Annotated in this window: 18 protein-coding genes; all 18 read right to left on the bottom strand. The window is 52.4% G+C overall.

Features of this window, described 5'->3' with window-relative positions; all coding sequences use genetic code 11:
- Nucleotides 1–22 precede the first annotated feature (22 nt).
- Nucleotides 23–430, bottom strand: coding sequence for a hypothetical protein (locus HCH_RS14635; RefSeq protein ID WP_041598675.1), 408 nt, complete (start codon nt 428–430; stop codon nt 23–25).
- A gap of 75 nt (nt 431–505) precedes the next feature.
- On the bottom strand, nt 506–829 hold the full coding sequence (locus tag HCH_RS14630; RefSeq protein WP_011397085.1) for a hypothetical protein: 324 nt from the start codon (nt 827–829) through the stop codon (nt 506–508).
- 357 nt (nt 830–1186) lie between these two features.
- Complete coding sequence (locus tag HCH_RS14625; protein WP_011397084.1) at nt 1187–1579, bottom strand: hypothetical protein; 393 nt, start codon at nt 1577–1579, stop codon at nt 1187–1189.
- A gap of 8 nt (nt 1580–1587) precedes the next feature.
- Nucleotides 1588–2022, bottom strand: a complete 435-nt coding sequence (locus tag HCH_RS14620) for a hypothetical protein (protein WP_148212575.1) — start codon at nt 2020–2022, stop codon at nt 1588–1590.
- Between the two features lie 53 nt (nt 2023–2075).
- Complete coding sequence (locus HCH_RS14615) at nt 2076–2447, bottom strand: hypothetical protein (protein WP_011397082.1); 372 nt, start codon at nt 2445–2447, stop codon at nt 2076–2078.
- A gap of 19 nt (nt 2448–2466) precedes the next feature.
- On the bottom strand, nt 2467–2727 hold the full coding sequence (locus HCH_RS33810; RefSeq protein WP_148212574.1) for a hypothetical protein: 261 nt from the start codon (nt 2725–2727) through the stop codon (nt 2467–2469).
- Nucleotides 2724–3323, bottom strand: a complete 600-nt coding sequence (locus HCH_RS35025) for an RHS repeat-associated core domain-containing protein (protein ID WP_274377840.1) — start codon at nt 3321–3323, stop codon at nt 2724–2726. The genes HCH_RS33810 and HCH_RS35025 overlap by 4 nt, the downstream gene beginning before the upstream one ends.
- A gap of 296 nt (nt 3324–3619) precedes the next feature.
- A complete protein-coding gene (locus HCH_RS14605; protein ID WP_041598673.1) occupies nt 3620–4237 on the bottom strand; it encodes a hypothetical protein in 618 nt (205 codons plus the stop codon).
- Between the two features lie 10 nt (nt 4238–4247).
- Nucleotides 4248–8408: an RHS repeat-associated core domain-containing protein gene (locus HCH_RS14600; protein ID WP_011397079.1), complete on the bottom strand. Its 4161-nt coding sequence runs from the start codon at nt 8406–8408 to the stop codon at nt 4248–4250.
- A 290-nt stretch (nt 8409–8698) separates the two neighbouring features.
- The gene (gene sctL / locus HCH_RS14595) at nt 8699–9328 is read right to left on the bottom strand and encodes a type III secretion system stator protein SctL (RefSeq protein WP_011397078.1); all 630 of its coding nucleotides are present in this window, start codon (nt 9326–9328) and stop codon (nt 8699–8701) included.
- On the bottom strand, nt 9307–10002 hold the full coding sequence (locus tag HCH_RS14590; RefSeq protein ID WP_011397077.1) for a SctK family type III secretion system sorting platform protein: 696 nt from the start codon (nt 10000–10002) through the stop codon (nt 9307–9309). The genes sctL and HCH_RS14590 overlap by 22 nt, the downstream gene beginning before the upstream one ends.
- A 31-nt stretch (nt 10003–10033) precedes the next feature.
- Entirely contained in the window at nt 10034–10831 is a 798-nt protein-coding gene (gene sctJ, locus HCH_RS14585; RefSeq protein ID WP_011397076.1) for a type III secretion system inner membrane ring lipoprotein SctJ, read from the bottom strand.
- A gap of 2 nt (nt 10832–10833) precedes the next feature.
- Nucleotides 10834–11247, bottom strand: coding sequence for a type III secretion system inner rod subunit SctI (gene sctI / locus HCH_RS14580; RefSeq protein WP_011397075.1), 414 nt, complete (start codon nt 11245–11247; stop codon nt 10834–10836).
- Nucleotides 11248–11249: 2 nt separating this feature from the next.
- Nucleotides 11250–11651, bottom strand: coding sequence for a hypothetical protein (locus tag HCH_RS14575; RefSeq protein ID WP_148212573.1), 402 nt, complete (start codon nt 11649–11651; stop codon nt 11250–11252).
- Nucleotides 11648–11872, bottom strand: a complete 225-nt coding sequence (locus tag HCH_RS14570; protein WP_011397073.1) for an EscF/YscF/HrpA family type III secretion system needle major subunit — start codon at nt 11870–11872, stop codon at nt 11648–11650. Before HCH_RS14570 ends, HCH_RS14575 begins: the two co-directional genes overlap by 4 nt.
- Nucleotides 11856–12107, bottom strand: a complete 252-nt coding sequence (locus HCH_RS14565; protein WP_148212572.1) for a hypothetical protein — start codon at nt 12105–12107, stop codon at nt 11856–11858. Before HCH_RS14565 ends, HCH_RS14570 begins: the two co-directional genes overlap by 17 nt.
- A gap of 23 nt (nt 12108–12130) precedes the next feature.
- The gene (gene sctD, locus HCH_RS14560) at nt 12131–13471 is read right to left on the bottom strand and encodes a type III secretion system inner membrane ring subunit SctD (RefSeq protein ID WP_011397071.1); all 1341 of its coding nucleotides are present in this window, start codon (nt 13469–13471) and stop codon (nt 12131–12133) included.
- Between the two features lie 131 nt (nt 13472–13602).
- The gene (gene sctC / locus HCH_RS14555) at nt 13603–15324 is read right to left on the bottom strand and encodes a type III secretion system outer membrane ring subunit SctC (protein ID WP_011397069.1); all 1722 of its coding nucleotides are present in this window, start codon (nt 15322–15324) and stop codon (nt 13603–13605) included.
- Between the last annotated feature and the right edge of the window lie 140 nt (nt 15325–15464).

Genomic DNA, 15464 nt, shown 5'->3' with positions numbered 1-15464 from the left:
TCATGCTTATATCGGCGCCGGATTAATAGTCTCCAATTTCTATTTCTGTTATGGCTGAATTAATGACGTCAACATCCCCGGTTATAGGGTTTCTGGGCGAAGCTTGGTACTGTATCGAAATGATTCCTGAATCAGGCAGGTTGAAGTACTCATTTAGAATAAGACTGCCCTTGTGTGAGCTATGAGGCTTGATTTCTATATAGTCATCAGGAAACGAAGATGGCTTTACTTTTATATTTATCCTTCTTTTTATCTCTTTTCCTTCTGCATTTAATGACAAGCATGAAATTGTGTATATACCATTATGGAAGGCAAGCTTTTTGTTCAGGAAGTAGCTTGTTTCTCCTGTGTTACTAAAAGTGACAGTGATGCTTAGAATTCCATTGGTGCTGTTTGTGATTATACTTGCTGCTACTTTATTATCTTCCATTGCTATCACGTCTAATAAAACTTGGCCAAAGCATAAATTGGTTGATAGATAGTTTCGAATCCTCTTTTATCTCTATTAATCTTGGTCCGAAGAACCTAGCTCCTCCTTGGTCCATTCGTCCAGATCCATACCGCCAATTATCACATCTACTAAAAATGAAAAGATATGACTGCGGTCGAGCTTCTCTGATAGTACATACTTAAGATAACTTTCAGCTCTCAATTCATCCAGTTTGTAGTAAATATCCCTGGCTCGTGATTTCGTTATTTCATCAACCTCTTGAAAGCTTGAAAACATACTCTCCTCGTTTGGGTCGATGGTGGCGCCGATTGCGGCTTCAATCTTCCTTAAGTACATTTCAGGTATTCTTACGTCTTTACTTGCCATTTTCTTGTCCATTTTTATATGTTTCTTCGTAATTATTTAAGGAATCTCTGAAAAACGTTGGCGAGGCTGCCAGTGCAAGGAAAAAGTCGTCGAAAAAGCGTGAATAAATGAGCATTTTGAGCCGACTTTTGAGGCAGCAATAGCCTTAGCTTGCCGCCCAGGAGGCCGACGGGGTCTTGGTTGATGGAACGGCTGCTTTGGGAAGCATAGTACCGATGGCGGTTGAAATGGACGCTGCATTCCCTAGCATAGATCATTTCCTGGGTCGCCCCAAACTATCAAAGTAGTGGTTATAGACTTCCATCCTGGATGAACGCTTGAGACCCGTATCATACTACCTACCTTCAATGTACAGGTATTATTTTGAGCTTATCGAGTCCAATCCCAATCCGGTTCTTGCATAGTTCTTCTCAGAAACTCCTCTCCCGTCATCAATTGATCAAAGTCATTATCGACTACCACAGAAATTTTTTTTGCAATAATATTGATTATATGCCTGGCAAATTCGACGCTTCTATAGTTGCACAAATACACATTAAATGATGAGGAAATATTTTCATAAACAAAATCTAACTCTTCCGAGTCATATGACTCAATGATACTAGGAATGTCTCTAATCTTGAAAAAGCTCTCTTCATTTTCTTTTTTTGAAATATATATTTCAGCATGGTCGACGCTCATAAAGTATTCTGTGCCAGAGAAAAGCAGGCTGATATTGTTCAAAACTACATGTGAAGGTGTAAAAATAATAAAGTCTTTCATGCTAATGCCTATTCTCTGTACTTTGAAATCATATCCAATAACTCATCAACATCGTTGGTAAACTGGAAGCCAGCTTTTTGGACATTTCCTTTTAAGTTCCACGAAATATCTGGTTTTCCTGAATTTGCAAACTTATTGGCATCAAAACCAATAGCGGGCATTCTTGTGATATCTGAGCTATCTTGAAGTTGCTGAACGAGACCTTTCCCTTTTCCCGTTTTAACTTGAATGACTACTCCATTTTTTAATAGAACATCTAAGTCGGTTATATTTTGAGGCGGCCCGATCCAGTCTTTTTCTTGCACTTTATGTATTGGTATTTCTACGTGCTTAACCATGCCAGGAAACTTCTTCTCAATAGCATTTACAAGTTCTGGATTCACGTTCTGTAGAAAATGGCTGGCTTCTTTGCGCCCGCGATGGTGGAAATCGGGGATTTTCATAGGCAGAGGTAGTGCAGGGGATAGTTTTTGTCTATTTGAGCTCCGCATTATTCTTATTTGAATGCATTAAGATTTGTTTTTCTTTTTATCCAACTTGCCAATTGAGATGATATTTCATATCTTTTGGAGAAAATATGTATTTCAAAATCATTATATTCTTTTATTTCTTTTTCAAGGTCTGAAGGCAGTAACGAGTCTGTGTAGCTTACATAATCAAGCCCATATAATGCATTAGGGGCGTCTTGTGGGGCTCCGTATAGGGCAACTCTAAAATTACTATTCTCTGCAATAAAGGAGACAACGTCATCTCTGTGAATCTCTTTGAATTCTATAAAGTTAAACGTATTTTTTATCTTTTCAAAAACTGTATGTATTTCGAGCTCTGGCTCAATACATATCATTCCTATAAATCCAGGGTGTTTCACTTGTGGCTCCAGATAGTTATTAGCTGTCTATGAAAGAGGGAGTGTCTCCGTCTTTCATGTTTTTTGATATTTCTTCGCTATTCCATATTCTAAAATCTATTTTTTCCTCCTTTTTAAATCCAGTTGGGTCATCGTGTTCATTTTTGTATGATCTATTTTTTATCGATTGACCTTTCGGATACTTGCTTTTTAATTGAATGTCTAGATCGTCTATATCACTTATTAAATCATCAGAAGCTAAAGACCTCAGTCCTTGCCATCTATTGCGATTACTTCTCATTGCGTCACTAACAACAAAAAGTCGACATCCCAACCCTGCTCATCTGTATAGGGTTTATCATTTTTGAAAGCAACGCTTTCATCGAATTTTACTCTCTGCTTCGCTTGACCAAGCTTGTGTGGTCCTTTCATGCCTGTGGTCATACTTCCTCTAAAGCCAACTTTGGCGCTAGGGTCCATTTCTTTGACTTTAGCAATGATTGATTTTAGCGCAGGCATTTGCGCTATATCTTCCATGATCAGCTTAGCCCTTTGTTGAGCTGATAACATGGCGTTATTTTTTATATCTAACTCTCGCAGGTAGTTAAACTCAGCTGCACGCTGTGCGATATTTTCAGCACTGTAAACACTGTCCTTGAGTGCAGGGGAAGTCGGAGGACAATCCCCTGGCTTCGCCGTCAACCCAAACGGGTCAACCCATCCCACCGGATTTGGCGCATATTGGTAGGCATTGGCGCCGCCCAGGAGGCCGATGGGGTCTTGGTTGATGAAGCGGCCGCTTTGGGGATCATAGTACCGGTGGCGGTTGTAATGGAAGCCGGTTTCTTCGTCAAAGTATTGCCCCTGGAAGCGTAGCGGGTTGTGGACGCTTTCCACGTCTTGCAGGGCCAGGGCGCCGTAGGCTTTGTAGCGGGCGGACCAGACCAGGGTTCCTTCCGCGTCGGTCATTTCCTAGGGAGGGAACAGAATGATTTGTCACCAATCAACCACTAAAACTCTTTATGTAAAGCACTCAGTGAGATTTGGCCAGAAAATAACTTGGCTAGCACAGAGCTTTGCCCCCCCCCTCTCATTAACCAAACTTCGAAAAACCAACTCTTCCCTGGCTCATTCGTCTCGATCCATACCGCCTACTATCATATCCACCATGAAAAAAACTGTACGCAGTTATTTTACAACTTCAGCGATTCTGCTGAGGCTATTTTAGGCATATAATTTTTGTCGACTATAAAGGCAAAACTACCACTTCCTAGCTTGTGTATATTTCCTGAAGGGATAAAGTCACATTTGTTCATCATTTCTCTTGACATCACATCCAGCCAATAATTTTTATTATAAGTAGTCACAACATCATGACTCAAAGCCTGCTCTTCAATGTCAGAAATTGTTCGAAAGGCGTTCAACCCCTCATGGAGTGAAACTATGATTTTTACAATAAACGAAATTTCATTTTTTAGTGTATAAATATTTTCTGAAAATGATACTTGCACACATCTCAAAAATGTTTCTTTCGGTTCTTTTAGGTAGGAGACATCTATACTTCCATTTTTATATCTAAGACCTACACATCCAAGCTGAGGCCAAGTGTTAAATCTATCTATAATGTTATCAATATTTATGGCACTTTCGATGTCAAAATCTTCTTCCATTTCGGGATCGTATAAAAACAGGGTGCTTTTCCCATCTATTTTAATACCTAATTTATCCAATATATTTTGCGTCTTCTTTATAGTGTCGACAAAATACTCGTCATTAAAAAGATAAATATTGGAGTTTAAATCTCTATCCATATATAAGCCATTAATCTTCAAGTGTAGAAATATCGATTTTATCTTGAACTACCCTAGCCCCTCTTTTCTCAAGCTTATCTGCTAGCTTAGGGTTCACTGGGCCGTCAAAATGATACACCAGGTCTTTACCAGTACGCTTCGCCTCATTTAGTTCAGCATAGAACTGCTTTTGTTTTTTAGGGTTTAAAGAGGACTGAGTTCTTAGACCTCCTTTGACTTCGATAATTTCTGTAGCAGTTTCTATGTCAAGTTGGGATATAAGGTCCCCGCTTTTACCAAAAATAGGCCTTTCTAAGGCAATTACAATATCCTCAGGCTTCCCTGATCTAAGCTTTTGTAGTGCAACTGCAGCAACTTGCTGGTTTGCAAGCTGCCCTGCTTCAGAGAACGACCTCCCAGAGACACCAATCAAATCCTCTACAAGACCTTTGCCGCCAGGGATGTTTGATAAGTCATTTAGAGCCCTTGGTCCAATTGCAATGGCTGCACTGATAGCAGACATTTGCCGCCCCGGATCTTCCTTCTTCGCCGTCAACCCAAACGGGTCAACCCATCCCACCGGATTCGGCGCATATTGGTAGGCATTGGCGCCGCCCAGGAGGCCGATGGGGTCTTGGTTGATGAAGCGGCCGCTTTGGGGATCATAGTACCGGTGGCGGTTGTAATGGAAGCCGGTTTCTTCGTCGTAATACTGCCCTTGGAAGCGTAGCGGGTTGTGGACGCTTTCCACGTCTTGCAGGGCCAGAGCGCCGTAGGCTTTGTAGCGGGCGGACCAGACCAGGGTTCCTTCCGCGTCGGTCATTTCCTGGGGCGTACCCAGGTGATCCAGGTGGTAGTGGTAGACTTTTTCGTCCTGGATGAACGCCAGCGGACGGAAGGTGTCGGGTTCGTAGACGTAGACTTTGCGCAGGTGTTGTCTTTGTTCCGACAGCAGCACGTCGCCGTTCCACAGGAATTCCGTCTGCCCGAAGGCGTCCTGTTTGGAGATGCGACGTCCCAAGGCGTCGTAACGGTATTCGGTGCGCTGACCGTCTTTCTCCACCGCGACCAGCTGATTCTGCTTGTTGTAGACGTAACGGGTTTCCAGTTTGCCGCCTTTGCCGCGGCGCTCTCGAACTAGGTTGCCGGCGTCGTCATACTCGAAATGGCGGTCGCCATGGAATTGCAGGCGGTTGCCTTTTTTCACCGCGCTATCGCTTTCTCCGCTCAGGATGTTGCCCGCCGGGTCGAAGTCGAACTGCTCGTTGCAGTAGCTCTCCACCTGCTTGAGGCGGTCCAGGGCGTCGTAATGGTAGCGGGTCGCGCCTTTTTGCAGATCGTCAATCAGCGCCAGATTGCCATGGTGGTCGTACTGATAACGACGGTCGATCAGTTGCGTTTTGTTGGCTTCATGGTTGACGCGATGGCGGCTCAGTCGCCCCATCAGGTCGTATTCGTACTGGGATTGCAGCGCGCCCTGCTGGCGGGCGACTTCACGACCCTGTGCGTCGCGGGTGATCTGCGTCAGCAGGTTATCGTTGTAGCGGGCTTCGCTAAACAGGCCGTGCTGATCGTAAGCGAAGTTCAACCGGGTTCCGTCCGCTAACTGGGTTTGCGTGCGCAGGCCCAGGGGATCGTAATCATGCCGCAGCACATGCTGGTCCTGACGCTCTTCGGTTAACTGTCCCAGGGCGTTGTAGGCGAAGCGCAATTGTCGGTGGGGATTGCTCGCTTCAGTGAGCCGTCCCGCCGCGTCGTAGTGGAACTGGCTGATTTCACCGTCCGGACTGTGTTTTTCCCGCAGTCGGCCCAAGGGGTCGCGGCTGAAGCGGGTGGTGTTGGCCTGCTCCGACGGCAGGTCGATGTGAACGCCTTCCAGATGAGAGATCAAATGACCCGCGCGGTTGTACTGATACTCCTGAATACGGCCGTCGAAGCCGATTTCCCGGATCAGACGCTCATTGCGGTCATAGCCCAGCTTGTAGCGCTCGCCCTTCTCGTTGATCAGACCAATCAGGTTGCGTTCTTTGTCGTACAGGTATTCAAACACCTGCCCGTTGGCGTCGATCTTTTTGCGCACCTGGGACAGGCCGTCGTACAGGTATTCCGTGCAGCGACCGGCGGCGTCGATAAAGTGGGTCAGCTGGCTGTTGGCGTTGTAGCGCAGCTGCACGGCGGAGCCGTCCGGATGCTGTACGCGGGTGACGTTGCCGAGCAGGTCGTACTCGTATTCCGTGGTGCGCTGGTCCGCGTCCACGACGGCGCCGATATCGCCGTCTTCGTTCAGCAGGTACTCGGTGCGACGGCCGTTGACGCTTTCGCTGACCAGCTGCGCCATGGCGTTCCAGACGAAGGTTTTTTCATTGCCTGCGGCGTCGGTGATGGTTTGCGGCAGGCCGCGTTCGTTGTAGGCGTAGCGGGTCTGGTTGCCGAGCGGATCGGTGACGCAGGTCAGCAGCCCTTTGCCGTTGTACTCGCGACGCCAGCTGTGGCCCAGGGGATTGATCATTTCCACCGGCTGGCCGCGGTGGTTGTAACGGATTTTGTAGGTCGCGCCGGCGGCGTCGGTCAGTTGCGTCAATAAGCCCTGCTCGTCGTAGACGTAGCGGGTGACGCCGCCTTCCGGGTCTATGTGCTCGATCAGCTGGCCGTTCTTGTTGTAGGCCATGCGCGTGACCCCGCCCTCGGGATCGATTTCCTTGATGATCTTGCCGCGGTGGTCGTAGTAGTAAGTGGTCTTGCCGCCGTTGCTGTCGAAGGCGTGGGAGACTTTGTTCTGGGTATCCCACTCGAAACGGTAATCGTAAATGCCGCGATCGCCCCACTGACGCAGACACTTGCCGCTGGGGCTGTACTGGCTCCATTCAAAATAGAAGCTGAAGCCGGTTTTCAGGGTGCGGCGGGTGATGATGTGATTCCGGTAGGCGTAGCTTTCGCTGGCGCCGGCCCGGTCTGCGGCGCGGATCAGGTCCTGCTGTTCGTCATAGTCGTAGCTCGCCAGGGTTGCGAAGGCGCCGTTGCTCTGGATCGACTGAATCTCGCACATCAGGCCCTGGGCGTTGTGCAGGATATGCAGGCGCGGTCCCCAGTTGGCTTGCAGGATAGTGATGGGATGCGCATAACCTTCCACGTCCTGCCAATAGGCGATGTCGATGCGATTGCCCAGGGCGTCTATCAGGGCTTCCAGGCGATAGGCGCCATTGCCGCCGACGAAGACTTTATCCGGTTGTCCCAGCTGTTGCAGCGCATAGGTGTTCTCGTCCACCCGATGCAGGGTCATGCGCTCCGCCGCGTTGCGGCTGGACTGTTCGATCAGGGGACGCGGGAAGTCGATATAGCGGCCTTCGTCGCTGGTGAAAGTGATGCGGCCGTTGTCCTCTTCCAGGGTCTGACACAACAGGTGGGTCCAGCCCACGCCCAGGCCGCGCTGATGGTTGTTGGAAGACTTGTAGGTGCGTTTCCACACCAAAGGCATGGGACCGGGCAAGGTGAAGTCCACCAGGTCCAGTAGCTCCTCGCCGGTGATCATGCTCACGGGATCGCCGCTGACGCAGGCTTCGTCGTTGGCGGTCTGGGTGTCGCCGTTATCGTTGTGGCCGCTGGCGTCGCTGACGGACGTTTCTTCAGGACTGGACTCGGATGAGGCGGGCGGCGGCGCGCCATAACTGGTTTTCTCCCCCTTGACGCTCGCCCAGCCTACATTGCCGTTGAAAGACGGATGGCTTTCCGCCATGGGATTGGAGGCGGCCGCGCCGCCCGCAGCAGTCCCCGCCGGACGTTTCGGCGAGGGCGTTTTCACCGGCTTCAGGCGATTCAGCAACTGGGTGGCGGCGTGGGTGTTGGACTGCCCCGGCGTCAGCGTTTTGTCTTTCTCAATAATCAGCGGATGGAAAGGTTTTTCCGAACTATCCACCACCAGCAACACATTGCCATGGCGCGCTTCGCGAATCAGGGTGTTGCGCCAGGTATTGAACGACGCTGCGGTGCGGCCGGGAAACTTGTTTGAGGTGGACTGAAAATGACTTCCCTGCAGCGAGGCGATGAAGGCGTCGAACTCTTTGCCGCGCCCGTCTCCGTCGCTCAGACACTTCTCGATATAACCGATGGCGGTGGTGGGCGATTCAATACGCGTCAACTCATCGGCGACGATATCCAAGTGATGTTTGACTTGGTAACGACGGGGGTAATGCATGCAGGAAACATCCCTTGTTGAAGGCCACTGGGGCGGAGACGGATAAATAGTACTTGGGAAAGCGACAAATCTGGCCGCATTGGCGACCGGGCGCGCTACATTGTACGTTTGGCCTGTTGGCGGCCCAATCCACCATTCGGCATATGCCGTAGGTGCAGTCCTGCAGATAAATGCCCTGTAGGGTAAGTGTTCGGGAAGTGCAAGAGTGTCCGCTTTCTGGAGCGTTTAGCCACGGTAGACAAATAGTTTGATAAGAGTGCGGGCGGGCCGCCCGCGCTCCCAGAGAGCATTTATTCTTGGGGAGCGGACAGGGCTTGTTCCACCAGTGTATTTAGCTTGGCGAAGCGGTCGGAGATGGAGCCTTTGATAATGCCGGCGTCTCCTTGCAGTACGTAGGCGTCGCGAGGAAGTCTTGGGTCCGCTGTGATGTCGAAGTATTCGATGCCCGGAAAGTGAGACAGGACATCCGGCAACGCCGCTTTCACTTGAGCTTCCATTTCTGGCGCGACATGGACTGTGACGCGATAGTCCTCGCGCAAGGACGCCAGGCCGGTTTGAATCAGGCTCGCGATTTTCACTGCATCGCCGATATCGCCAAACAGTTTCTCCACGCTGAGTTTCACCAGCTCAATCAAATCCGATTCCGCCATCTGCAACATCTGATGGGCCCGCATACTGGCGGTGATCAGGCGATCCGCGCTTTCCTCTTTGGCCTTCGCCAAACCATCCTGATAGCCGCTTTCCAGCGCCGCCTGCGCCTGTCTTTTCGCGTCAGCCAGGATTGCATCCGCTTCGGCGCGGGCGGCGTCGAGGAGCCTGTCCGCGTCATACCAGGACTGGTAATCAGACGCCTTAATAAGGCTATTTCTAACTTTAACTTTCTCTTGTATGTTTCTGATTAAAATGAAATTGGCTTCCATTTCGACATGACCTCCTGGGCAATTTTAAAGAGCAATCCCCTCGCCTTTTCCACGGCGTCAAGGTGGCCTTCATCCAACGTTATGTCGGGCATTTCATCATTTGTAGGACAATGCGCGAAGCAATGGGACTGTTGCTTGGGGAAGAAAAACGCCAGGCGTTTTTGCGCAGGTGGCGGCAGATTCGCTGACGCCGTCGCCAGCAACGTTACTCCCGCACATTGGATCATTTTATAGACTGCCGGCATATCTGAGTCGGCCAACGCGGGGATATGATCCCAGGCGACGCCCAGCATAAACTGCGCCCGCTCCAGAGCGAAACGATAGCCTTCCTCCCCGAACGCGACTTTTAATTCGCGCTGACGACGCCCGCAAATGATTCGCTTCAAGCTCCGATGATGGAGCGCCAATCCCGCCCACATGGCGAGTTGGGGGATATTCAACGTAGTTTGCGTCAGCAACTGCAGCAACGGATCGGAAAACGCCTCCGGGGCGACGGACTCTAAAGGCTCGGGCTGTTGCAGCAAAAAACGGTTCAAGGTTCTTGCGGCGTCAGTCCGACGTCGCATGGCGGCTAAACGCGTTGGCGTCAGCCAGGGCGCGAACCAGCTGGCGTCAGCGTAAATGCCCGGCGCGCCGTTAAATCGGGCCGCCTGAATGAGAAGTTCTGCTCGCATTGACGAACTCACCTTGGGGTCACCGTGGACATTACGCCTGCTCTATGGCCAGTGTGTGAGCGCTGCGTTGTTTTATACGTCGATACAACAGCAGATTGCCGCCTAGAGCGCAGATCAACAGCACCCCGCCAATGGCGAACAATCCATACAGGCGATCAATCGAGCCGGCGGCCACATTTACGGAAAGCACGCTTTCCATCGTAGCGCCGCCAGTGACCGGCGCGGCCTGGGTCGGAAATAGCGCGACGGCGATGTTGTCATAGCTGAGTCCTTCTATGCTGTTGTTCACCAGCAACTTAATCTGCGGCACGAAGTCGTCCAGATTGACGGTGCTTTCATACTTGATGAACACCGAGGCGGAGGACACCTTCAACGGCGCTTTTTTGTTCTCCACCTCCGGCATGACCACATGTACGCGGGCGGTAATCACCCCGTCCAGTTGCGACAGGGTCGCGGCGATCTCCTGAGACAGCCCGTATATGTAGCGCGCCCGCTCTTCCAGGGGCGATGAGATCAGGCCGTCTTTCTTGAACAGCTCGCCGACGCTGGTGAAGTCATCGCGGGGATAGCCCCGGCTTTTTAGCAGGCGAATCGCCTGGGACAACTGCGCGCGCTCAACGCTAAGAGCAACAGTCTGCCCTTTCTGGCCTGGGACTTTTTCCGCCTCCAGGCCCTCCTCCAGCAGAATCGACAGCATCTCCGCGCCTTCTTTCTCAGTCAGATCGCTGTACAGCGTCTCTTTACAACCGCTCAAGATGAACACGAACAGAAAGCCCAGCAAGAGCCGCGTTCGACGAAAGAATCGGTATGGGGTGGATGTGTTTTTCATGGTTACTGACTCTTGAGCAACGTATCCAGGTTCTGCGTGCTCTTGCTGACGGTTTTACTGATAAGCTCGCCCTGCAGCGTCAGCTGGGCGAGGTCCATCTGCAGCTTGAGCATATCGCTCATATTGAGTGGGTCGGCGCTGTTCAGGGTGAGCTGCATCGCCTCCATTTGCTGGTCATAGCCGGACTTTACGCTTTGCATGCCTTGCAGCACTTTATCTCCCAGCGTGTTCTCCGACGCCTCAACGCCCAATATGACAGGCGAGCCGTCCGATGTTGAGTGCGCAGACGCGTCCGGTTGTGGCTGAAGACTTTGCTGAAAGCGCTCGAGCGCCGCCGGGTCAGCCGTCAGTTCCGGGGCGGCGAGTTGATCTGAATTGAGAAAATTCAGGCTGTATTGAATATTGATAGGGTCCATGGTTACCTGCCTTCTATTTCATGCTGAATGATGTCTCGCGCCAGTCTGGCGGCGGTGGCGTCCGGCGACTGGGACGCCTTAGTCAGCAGCGCCCTCGCCTCCTCTTCGCGCCCATGCTGCAACCAGATCAAACCCTGGAAACAGCTCAACACCGGGTCGCCGTTCTGGCCGTCTCCGACGCTATGTCCGCAGCCGCGCCCTGGTTCCTGCAGTCGCTCCGCCAACGCCAGTCCCAGGGTCGACGCGGGGTTGTCCGGTTTGATCCGGTTCACCGTCGTGAGCACTTTGCGGGCGTCGTCGACAGCGCCTTCGAGCAGCATGTCGAAGGCTTCCAGAGCCAGTTTGCGCAGAATTAATTTATCCAGAACCAAGTCGTCGATACTGGCGTCCATGTCTGCGCTCACTGCATTTTCTGCACGATGCTGGCGATGGTGTCCTTGAGGGACTTGATCGTCGTGCTCTGCAGGTTGGTGATCAGTCCCCACTCCTGGACCTTCTGCTGAAATTTGATCAGGTCCGAGGAGTTATTGGGGTCCATGCTGTTGGCGAAGGAGCGCAACTCCTCCTCCTTCAATGTCGCCTGGCGACCCATTGCATCGTTGATTGCATCAAAATTGAACGCCATATCGGCTTCCTCCATCGTCAGTGTTGTTTATTCGAGACTCGTTAAAAAACGCGTTGTTAAATTGAGGGCGGTTAAATCGGCGGATCACCAGATCCACCGCCGCATCCAGATCCGCCAGCAGGTAATACTCTGACGGCTGGCATCCCACCCTCAGGCGCGCTTGCAGTTGCCGCTGATAATCCACCAGCAACTGCAGCCACTCTTGCGGCGTTCGTTCGCTAAAGTTGTCTCCCATTTGCTTCTCCTGTGGTTCCGTTGTCATGGATCTGACGGGGCCGCGCCGGGGCCGACGCGATACTTGATCAATTCCTCGCCGCGCCGCAGGACGACAGCATCCTTGGCGACCTGCTCCAGAAAATAGCCATCGCTGACATGGGCTCCCAGGCCGTAACGGCGCCCGTTCGCCAGCACAAGATGGGGAACCGCGCCCAGGCTGACGCTACGAATCGCCAGCGTGGGCCGAGCGTCGGCGATGACAGACAGATCCAGCGTCCCGCCGAAGCGCTCCTGAAACTTGCGTTGAACCCGCCGCCACGCCTCGGAGTCCTCCAGACGAATATCGGAGGTGATGGACAAACGCCCATCTTGCGCATTGACCAGCACTTCTTTATCGAGCCCTTCCTCCTGCAACCACTGTTTCAGCTGGTTCAACCGGCTTTCCGGCCTCTCTACGCGGTCCTGAATGTGAGTCAGACCGGGAATGTCGGCAAGCAGCAGCTCTTTTTGTCGCAACCAGTTGTCCAAATTTGTTTCAATACCGCTGATCACCAGCTCGCCGGGCTGAGCTCCGAGACTGACCGCCAGATGTGATAACTGAAACTGTTGCAGCAGGGTCTCCGTTGAGCGTTTGACGTTCTCCATGACACGAAGATCCAGCTCAAATGGCGCATTCAGCGCCTGCAGACGCTGCTTCAGATCCGCCGCTTGCGCAGCGGTATCGACGTAACCGCTGATCAGCCACTTGTTCGCGCCGTTGCTCTGGGTCTGTGGATTGACGGCGAGTCCTTCGAAACGCCAGTCCTGGGCGACAATACCGGCGAGATCCAGGGACGCTTGCGGCTGGATAACGCCTGCGTCAAGAAAGCGGCTGTTGAAGATTACGCCGCCAGCAATGAAACACAGAAATACCGGCAGCATGAGCTTTGAGCGTCGTGACAGCCCCCTGCGGCCGCTGTCCTGACGCTTGTTCACGGGGTCGTTCGAATGCTCCGACTCTGTGGCGGCAGGAAGATTAGACGCGTTGGATTCGGCCGTGTGATGAAGCGTCGGCAGCGGAATGTCCGGCCAGGCCGCGTCAGCGGGACCGAAGCAGAAATGCAGCAGCCCCAGCGAGTAGACGCCATAAGGCTCGATCGCGATCTCCAGGTCCTCAATCTCGCGCCCCACATGAGTCAACGCAATGCTTTCCACGTCGCGCTGCAGGCGCACGACGCCAAACTCTACGATCAGTGAAAACGCCAGGTCAGGCAGCAGCTTATCGTGCAGCACGATATCGCAGTCGTCCGCGGCGCCGACGCGGTAGGCGCGGTTTTCGAGGCGCATTTCCGCGCCTGCGTGAGGCCCGGAGAGCAACTTGATCATCCATTGTGCGCTAGTCATTGCTGTACTTGTGTCCGGCTGGTGAGTGAAGCGTTTGGGTTGCGGCGAAGCTGTATGGAAGTCGCCGCGCTTGCGTTAACAGTGCCGTAGAGACGCGCCTGCAACCATATATCCACAGGCCTAATTGGCTTCTATGGCGTAAAGAGTTCCGGAGCCGTGCTCAGATACTTGTTGATCAGGGATTCCAGCCGGCGGTTGTATTTAATTTCAGCCGTGTTGGAGCCGACGATGCGGGGTGAGATCAGAAACAGTCTGGCTCGTTTCTGCAGCTGACTGCCGTCGGTGCGGAACAGGCGCCCTAATAACGGGATATCGCCCAGCACGGGAATCTTGCTGCGATTGGTGGAGTCCTGATTGAAATAGTAGCCGCCGACCAGCAGGCTGCCGTTGTCGTTCACCAGAGCCTCGGTAGTGATGATGCTTTTGCTGACGGCGGGTATGTCGTCCACCGCCTGTCCCGTTTGCTGGCCGTCCTCGATATTGATATTCAGATGAATTTTATCGCTGAGATCGCCTTTCACGATGTGCGGCGTCACTCTGACCACGGAGCCGACGGACACCGGAAACAGGTCCACTTCCCGATCGCCCACCAGCCGCACGAAAAAGGTGGTGCTGTGATCCAACACCGCTTCGATGTTATCCAGGGTCAGAATCGTCGGCTGGGACAGCACGCTGGCGTCGCCATCTTCCGACAGAGCCCGAATGCGCGACAGAAAGAGATCCTGCGTGTTGGTCAGCAACGTAGAGAAGTTAGCGCCGTCGCCCACTACAAACGACAGCTCGTTAGGACTGCGCGGCAAAGCGCCTTGAGAGAAGTCCGCATTAGTGAAGCTGCCGTTGCGTCCATTGATCCGCCACTCAAACCCCATTTCGTTCAGACGATCCGTACTCACGTCGATAATCGAAACTTCAATCTCCACCTGGCTTCTAGGCTGGTCCAAAGTGTCAATAAGGTTCTGATAAAGAGGCATTTTAGATTGACGATCATGCACGATGACCGCATTCAGACGCTCATTGGCGATGATATAGCCCGCCGTTTCCGAATTGACGCCGCCCTCCTCGCTTCGCACGGAGACGATTTCTCGGTTGGTCTCCTGAGAGGGCGTAATTTCAGTCGGTCCGTAACGTCCCTGAACCAACCCTTGTCCTTTCAGTTTGGGAAGGGTTTTCGGCGCAATTGCGCTGACGGTCGGTTCAGATATGCGCCGACCTAGAATCGCCTGCAACGAAGAAGCCACGCCGGGAACCGCTATTCTTTGGCCGCCAACCACCATGGAGCGATCATCCGCCCAGGCGTGCTTGAGTTCAAACACCTGCACCACAAAGGCGTCGCCGGTTTTGGGCTTATCCTGTTGTCCAGAGCGCAAAATATCCGCCACTTCCTGAACCAGCTGGGTATAACGGGGCGGCCCGGACACCATTACGATTCCTTCCCCGGGAATGGCCCTGAGAGTATAGCGTCGGTCCAGCACGCCCAGGTTCGTCAGGGTTTTGATCAGGCGTTGAGATGAGACGTCCTGCAGATGAATCAGATCTGTCTCCACTTCACTGGCGCCGTATACGTAGAGCACCTGGCCGTCGTAGTACCACAGCAGGCTGTGCAGCTTGGCCAGTCTGTCGATAAAGTCTCGGGCTGGCGCTTTTTCGAAGCGGCCGTTGACCACGCCCTGAACTTTATCGCTGACCACCACCGGCGTATTGATCGCAGCGGCGAATTGTTGCAACAGCTCCTGAACGGGCTCATTTTCCGCATAATGGGCGTAGCTGAGTTTGGCCCACGGCCATCCCTCAGCGCGCACCGCCGCACTCGACAGGCACATTAACAATACGATTAATGACAGTAGCGGCCTCATCTTCTATTCCTCTGGTTTGTGCAGGCTAAGCAGCCTTGTGGATTCAAACTGAAGTCAGATTAGAGGGGTGGACGGTTTGGCCATATCAGCCTACCGATGTATTTGTGCAACATGGCGGAAAGACAAAAAGCCAGCGCCAT

The organism is Hahella chejuensis KCTC 2396 (assembly GCF_000012985.1).
GTDB lineage: Bacteria > Pseudomonadota > Gammaproteobacteria > Pseudomonadales > Oleiphilaceae > Hahella > Hahella chejuensis.
This window is presented reverse-complemented; position numbering and strand designations above follow the sequence as displayed.

What these genes read in the sequence shown, in the direction of transcription:
- sctJ (WP_011397076.1), bottom strand. Translation starts at nt 10,831, where the DNA reads ATGAAAAACACATCCACCCCATACCGATTCTTTCGTCGAACGCGGCTC.
- sctL (WP_011397078.1), bottom strand. Translation starts at nt 9,328, where the DNA reads ATGGAAGCCAATTTCATTTTAATCAGAAACATACAAGAGAAAGTTAAA.
- HCH_RS14600 (WP_011397079.1), bottom strand. Translation starts at nt 8,408, where the DNA reads ATGCATTACCCCCGTCGTTACCAAGTCAAACATCACTTGGATATCGTC.
- HCH_RS14620 (WP_148212575.1), bottom strand. Translation starts at nt 2,022, where the DNA reads ATGAAAATCCCCGATTTCCACCATCGCGGGCGCAAAGAAGCCAGCCAT.
- HCH_RS14590 (WP_011397077.1), bottom strand. Translation starts at nt 10,002, where the DNA reads ATGCGAGCAGAACTTCTCATTCAGGCGGCCCGATTTAACGGCGCGCCG.
- HCH_RS33810 (WP_148212574.1), bottom strand. Translation starts at nt 2,727, where the DNA reads ATGAGAAGTAATCGCAATAGATGGCAAGGACTGAGGTCTTTAGCTTCT.
- HCH_RS14570 (WP_011397073.1), bottom strand. Translation starts at nt 11,872, where the DNA reads ATGGCGTTCAATTTTGATGCAATCAACGATGCAATGGGTCGCCAGGCG.
- sctD (WP_011397071.1), bottom strand. Translation starts at nt 13,471, where the DNA reads ATGACTAGCGCACAATGGATGATCAAGTTGCTCTCCGGGCCTCACGCA.
- HCH_RS14635 (WP_041598675.1), bottom strand. Translation starts at nt 430, where the DNA reads ATGGAAGATAATAAAGTAGCAGCAAGTATAATCACAAACAGCACCAAT.
- HCH_RS14630 (WP_011397085.1), bottom strand. Translation starts at nt 829, where the DNA reads ATGGACAAGAAAATGGCAAGTAAAGACGTAAGAATACCTGAAATGTAC.
- sctI (WP_011397075.1), bottom strand. Translation starts at nt 11,247, where the DNA reads ATGGACCCTATCAATATTCAATACAGCCTGAATTTTCTCAATTCAGAT.
- HCH_RS14605 (WP_041598673.1), bottom strand. Translation starts at nt 4,237, where the DNA reads ATGGATAGAGATTTAAACTCCAATATTTATCTTTTTAATGACGAGTAT.
- sctC (WP_011397069.1), bottom strand. Translation starts at nt 15,324, where the DNA reads ATGAGGCCGCTACTGTCATTAATCGTATTGTTAATGTGCCTGTCGAGT.
- HCH_RS14625 (WP_011397084.1), bottom strand. Translation starts at nt 1,579, where the DNA reads ATGAAAGACTTTATTATTTTTACACCTTCACATGTAGTTTTGAACAAT.
- HCH_RS14565 (WP_148212572.1), bottom strand. Translation starts at nt 12,107, where the DNA reads ATGGGAGACAACTTTAGCGAACGAACGCCGCAAGAGTGGCTGCAGTTG.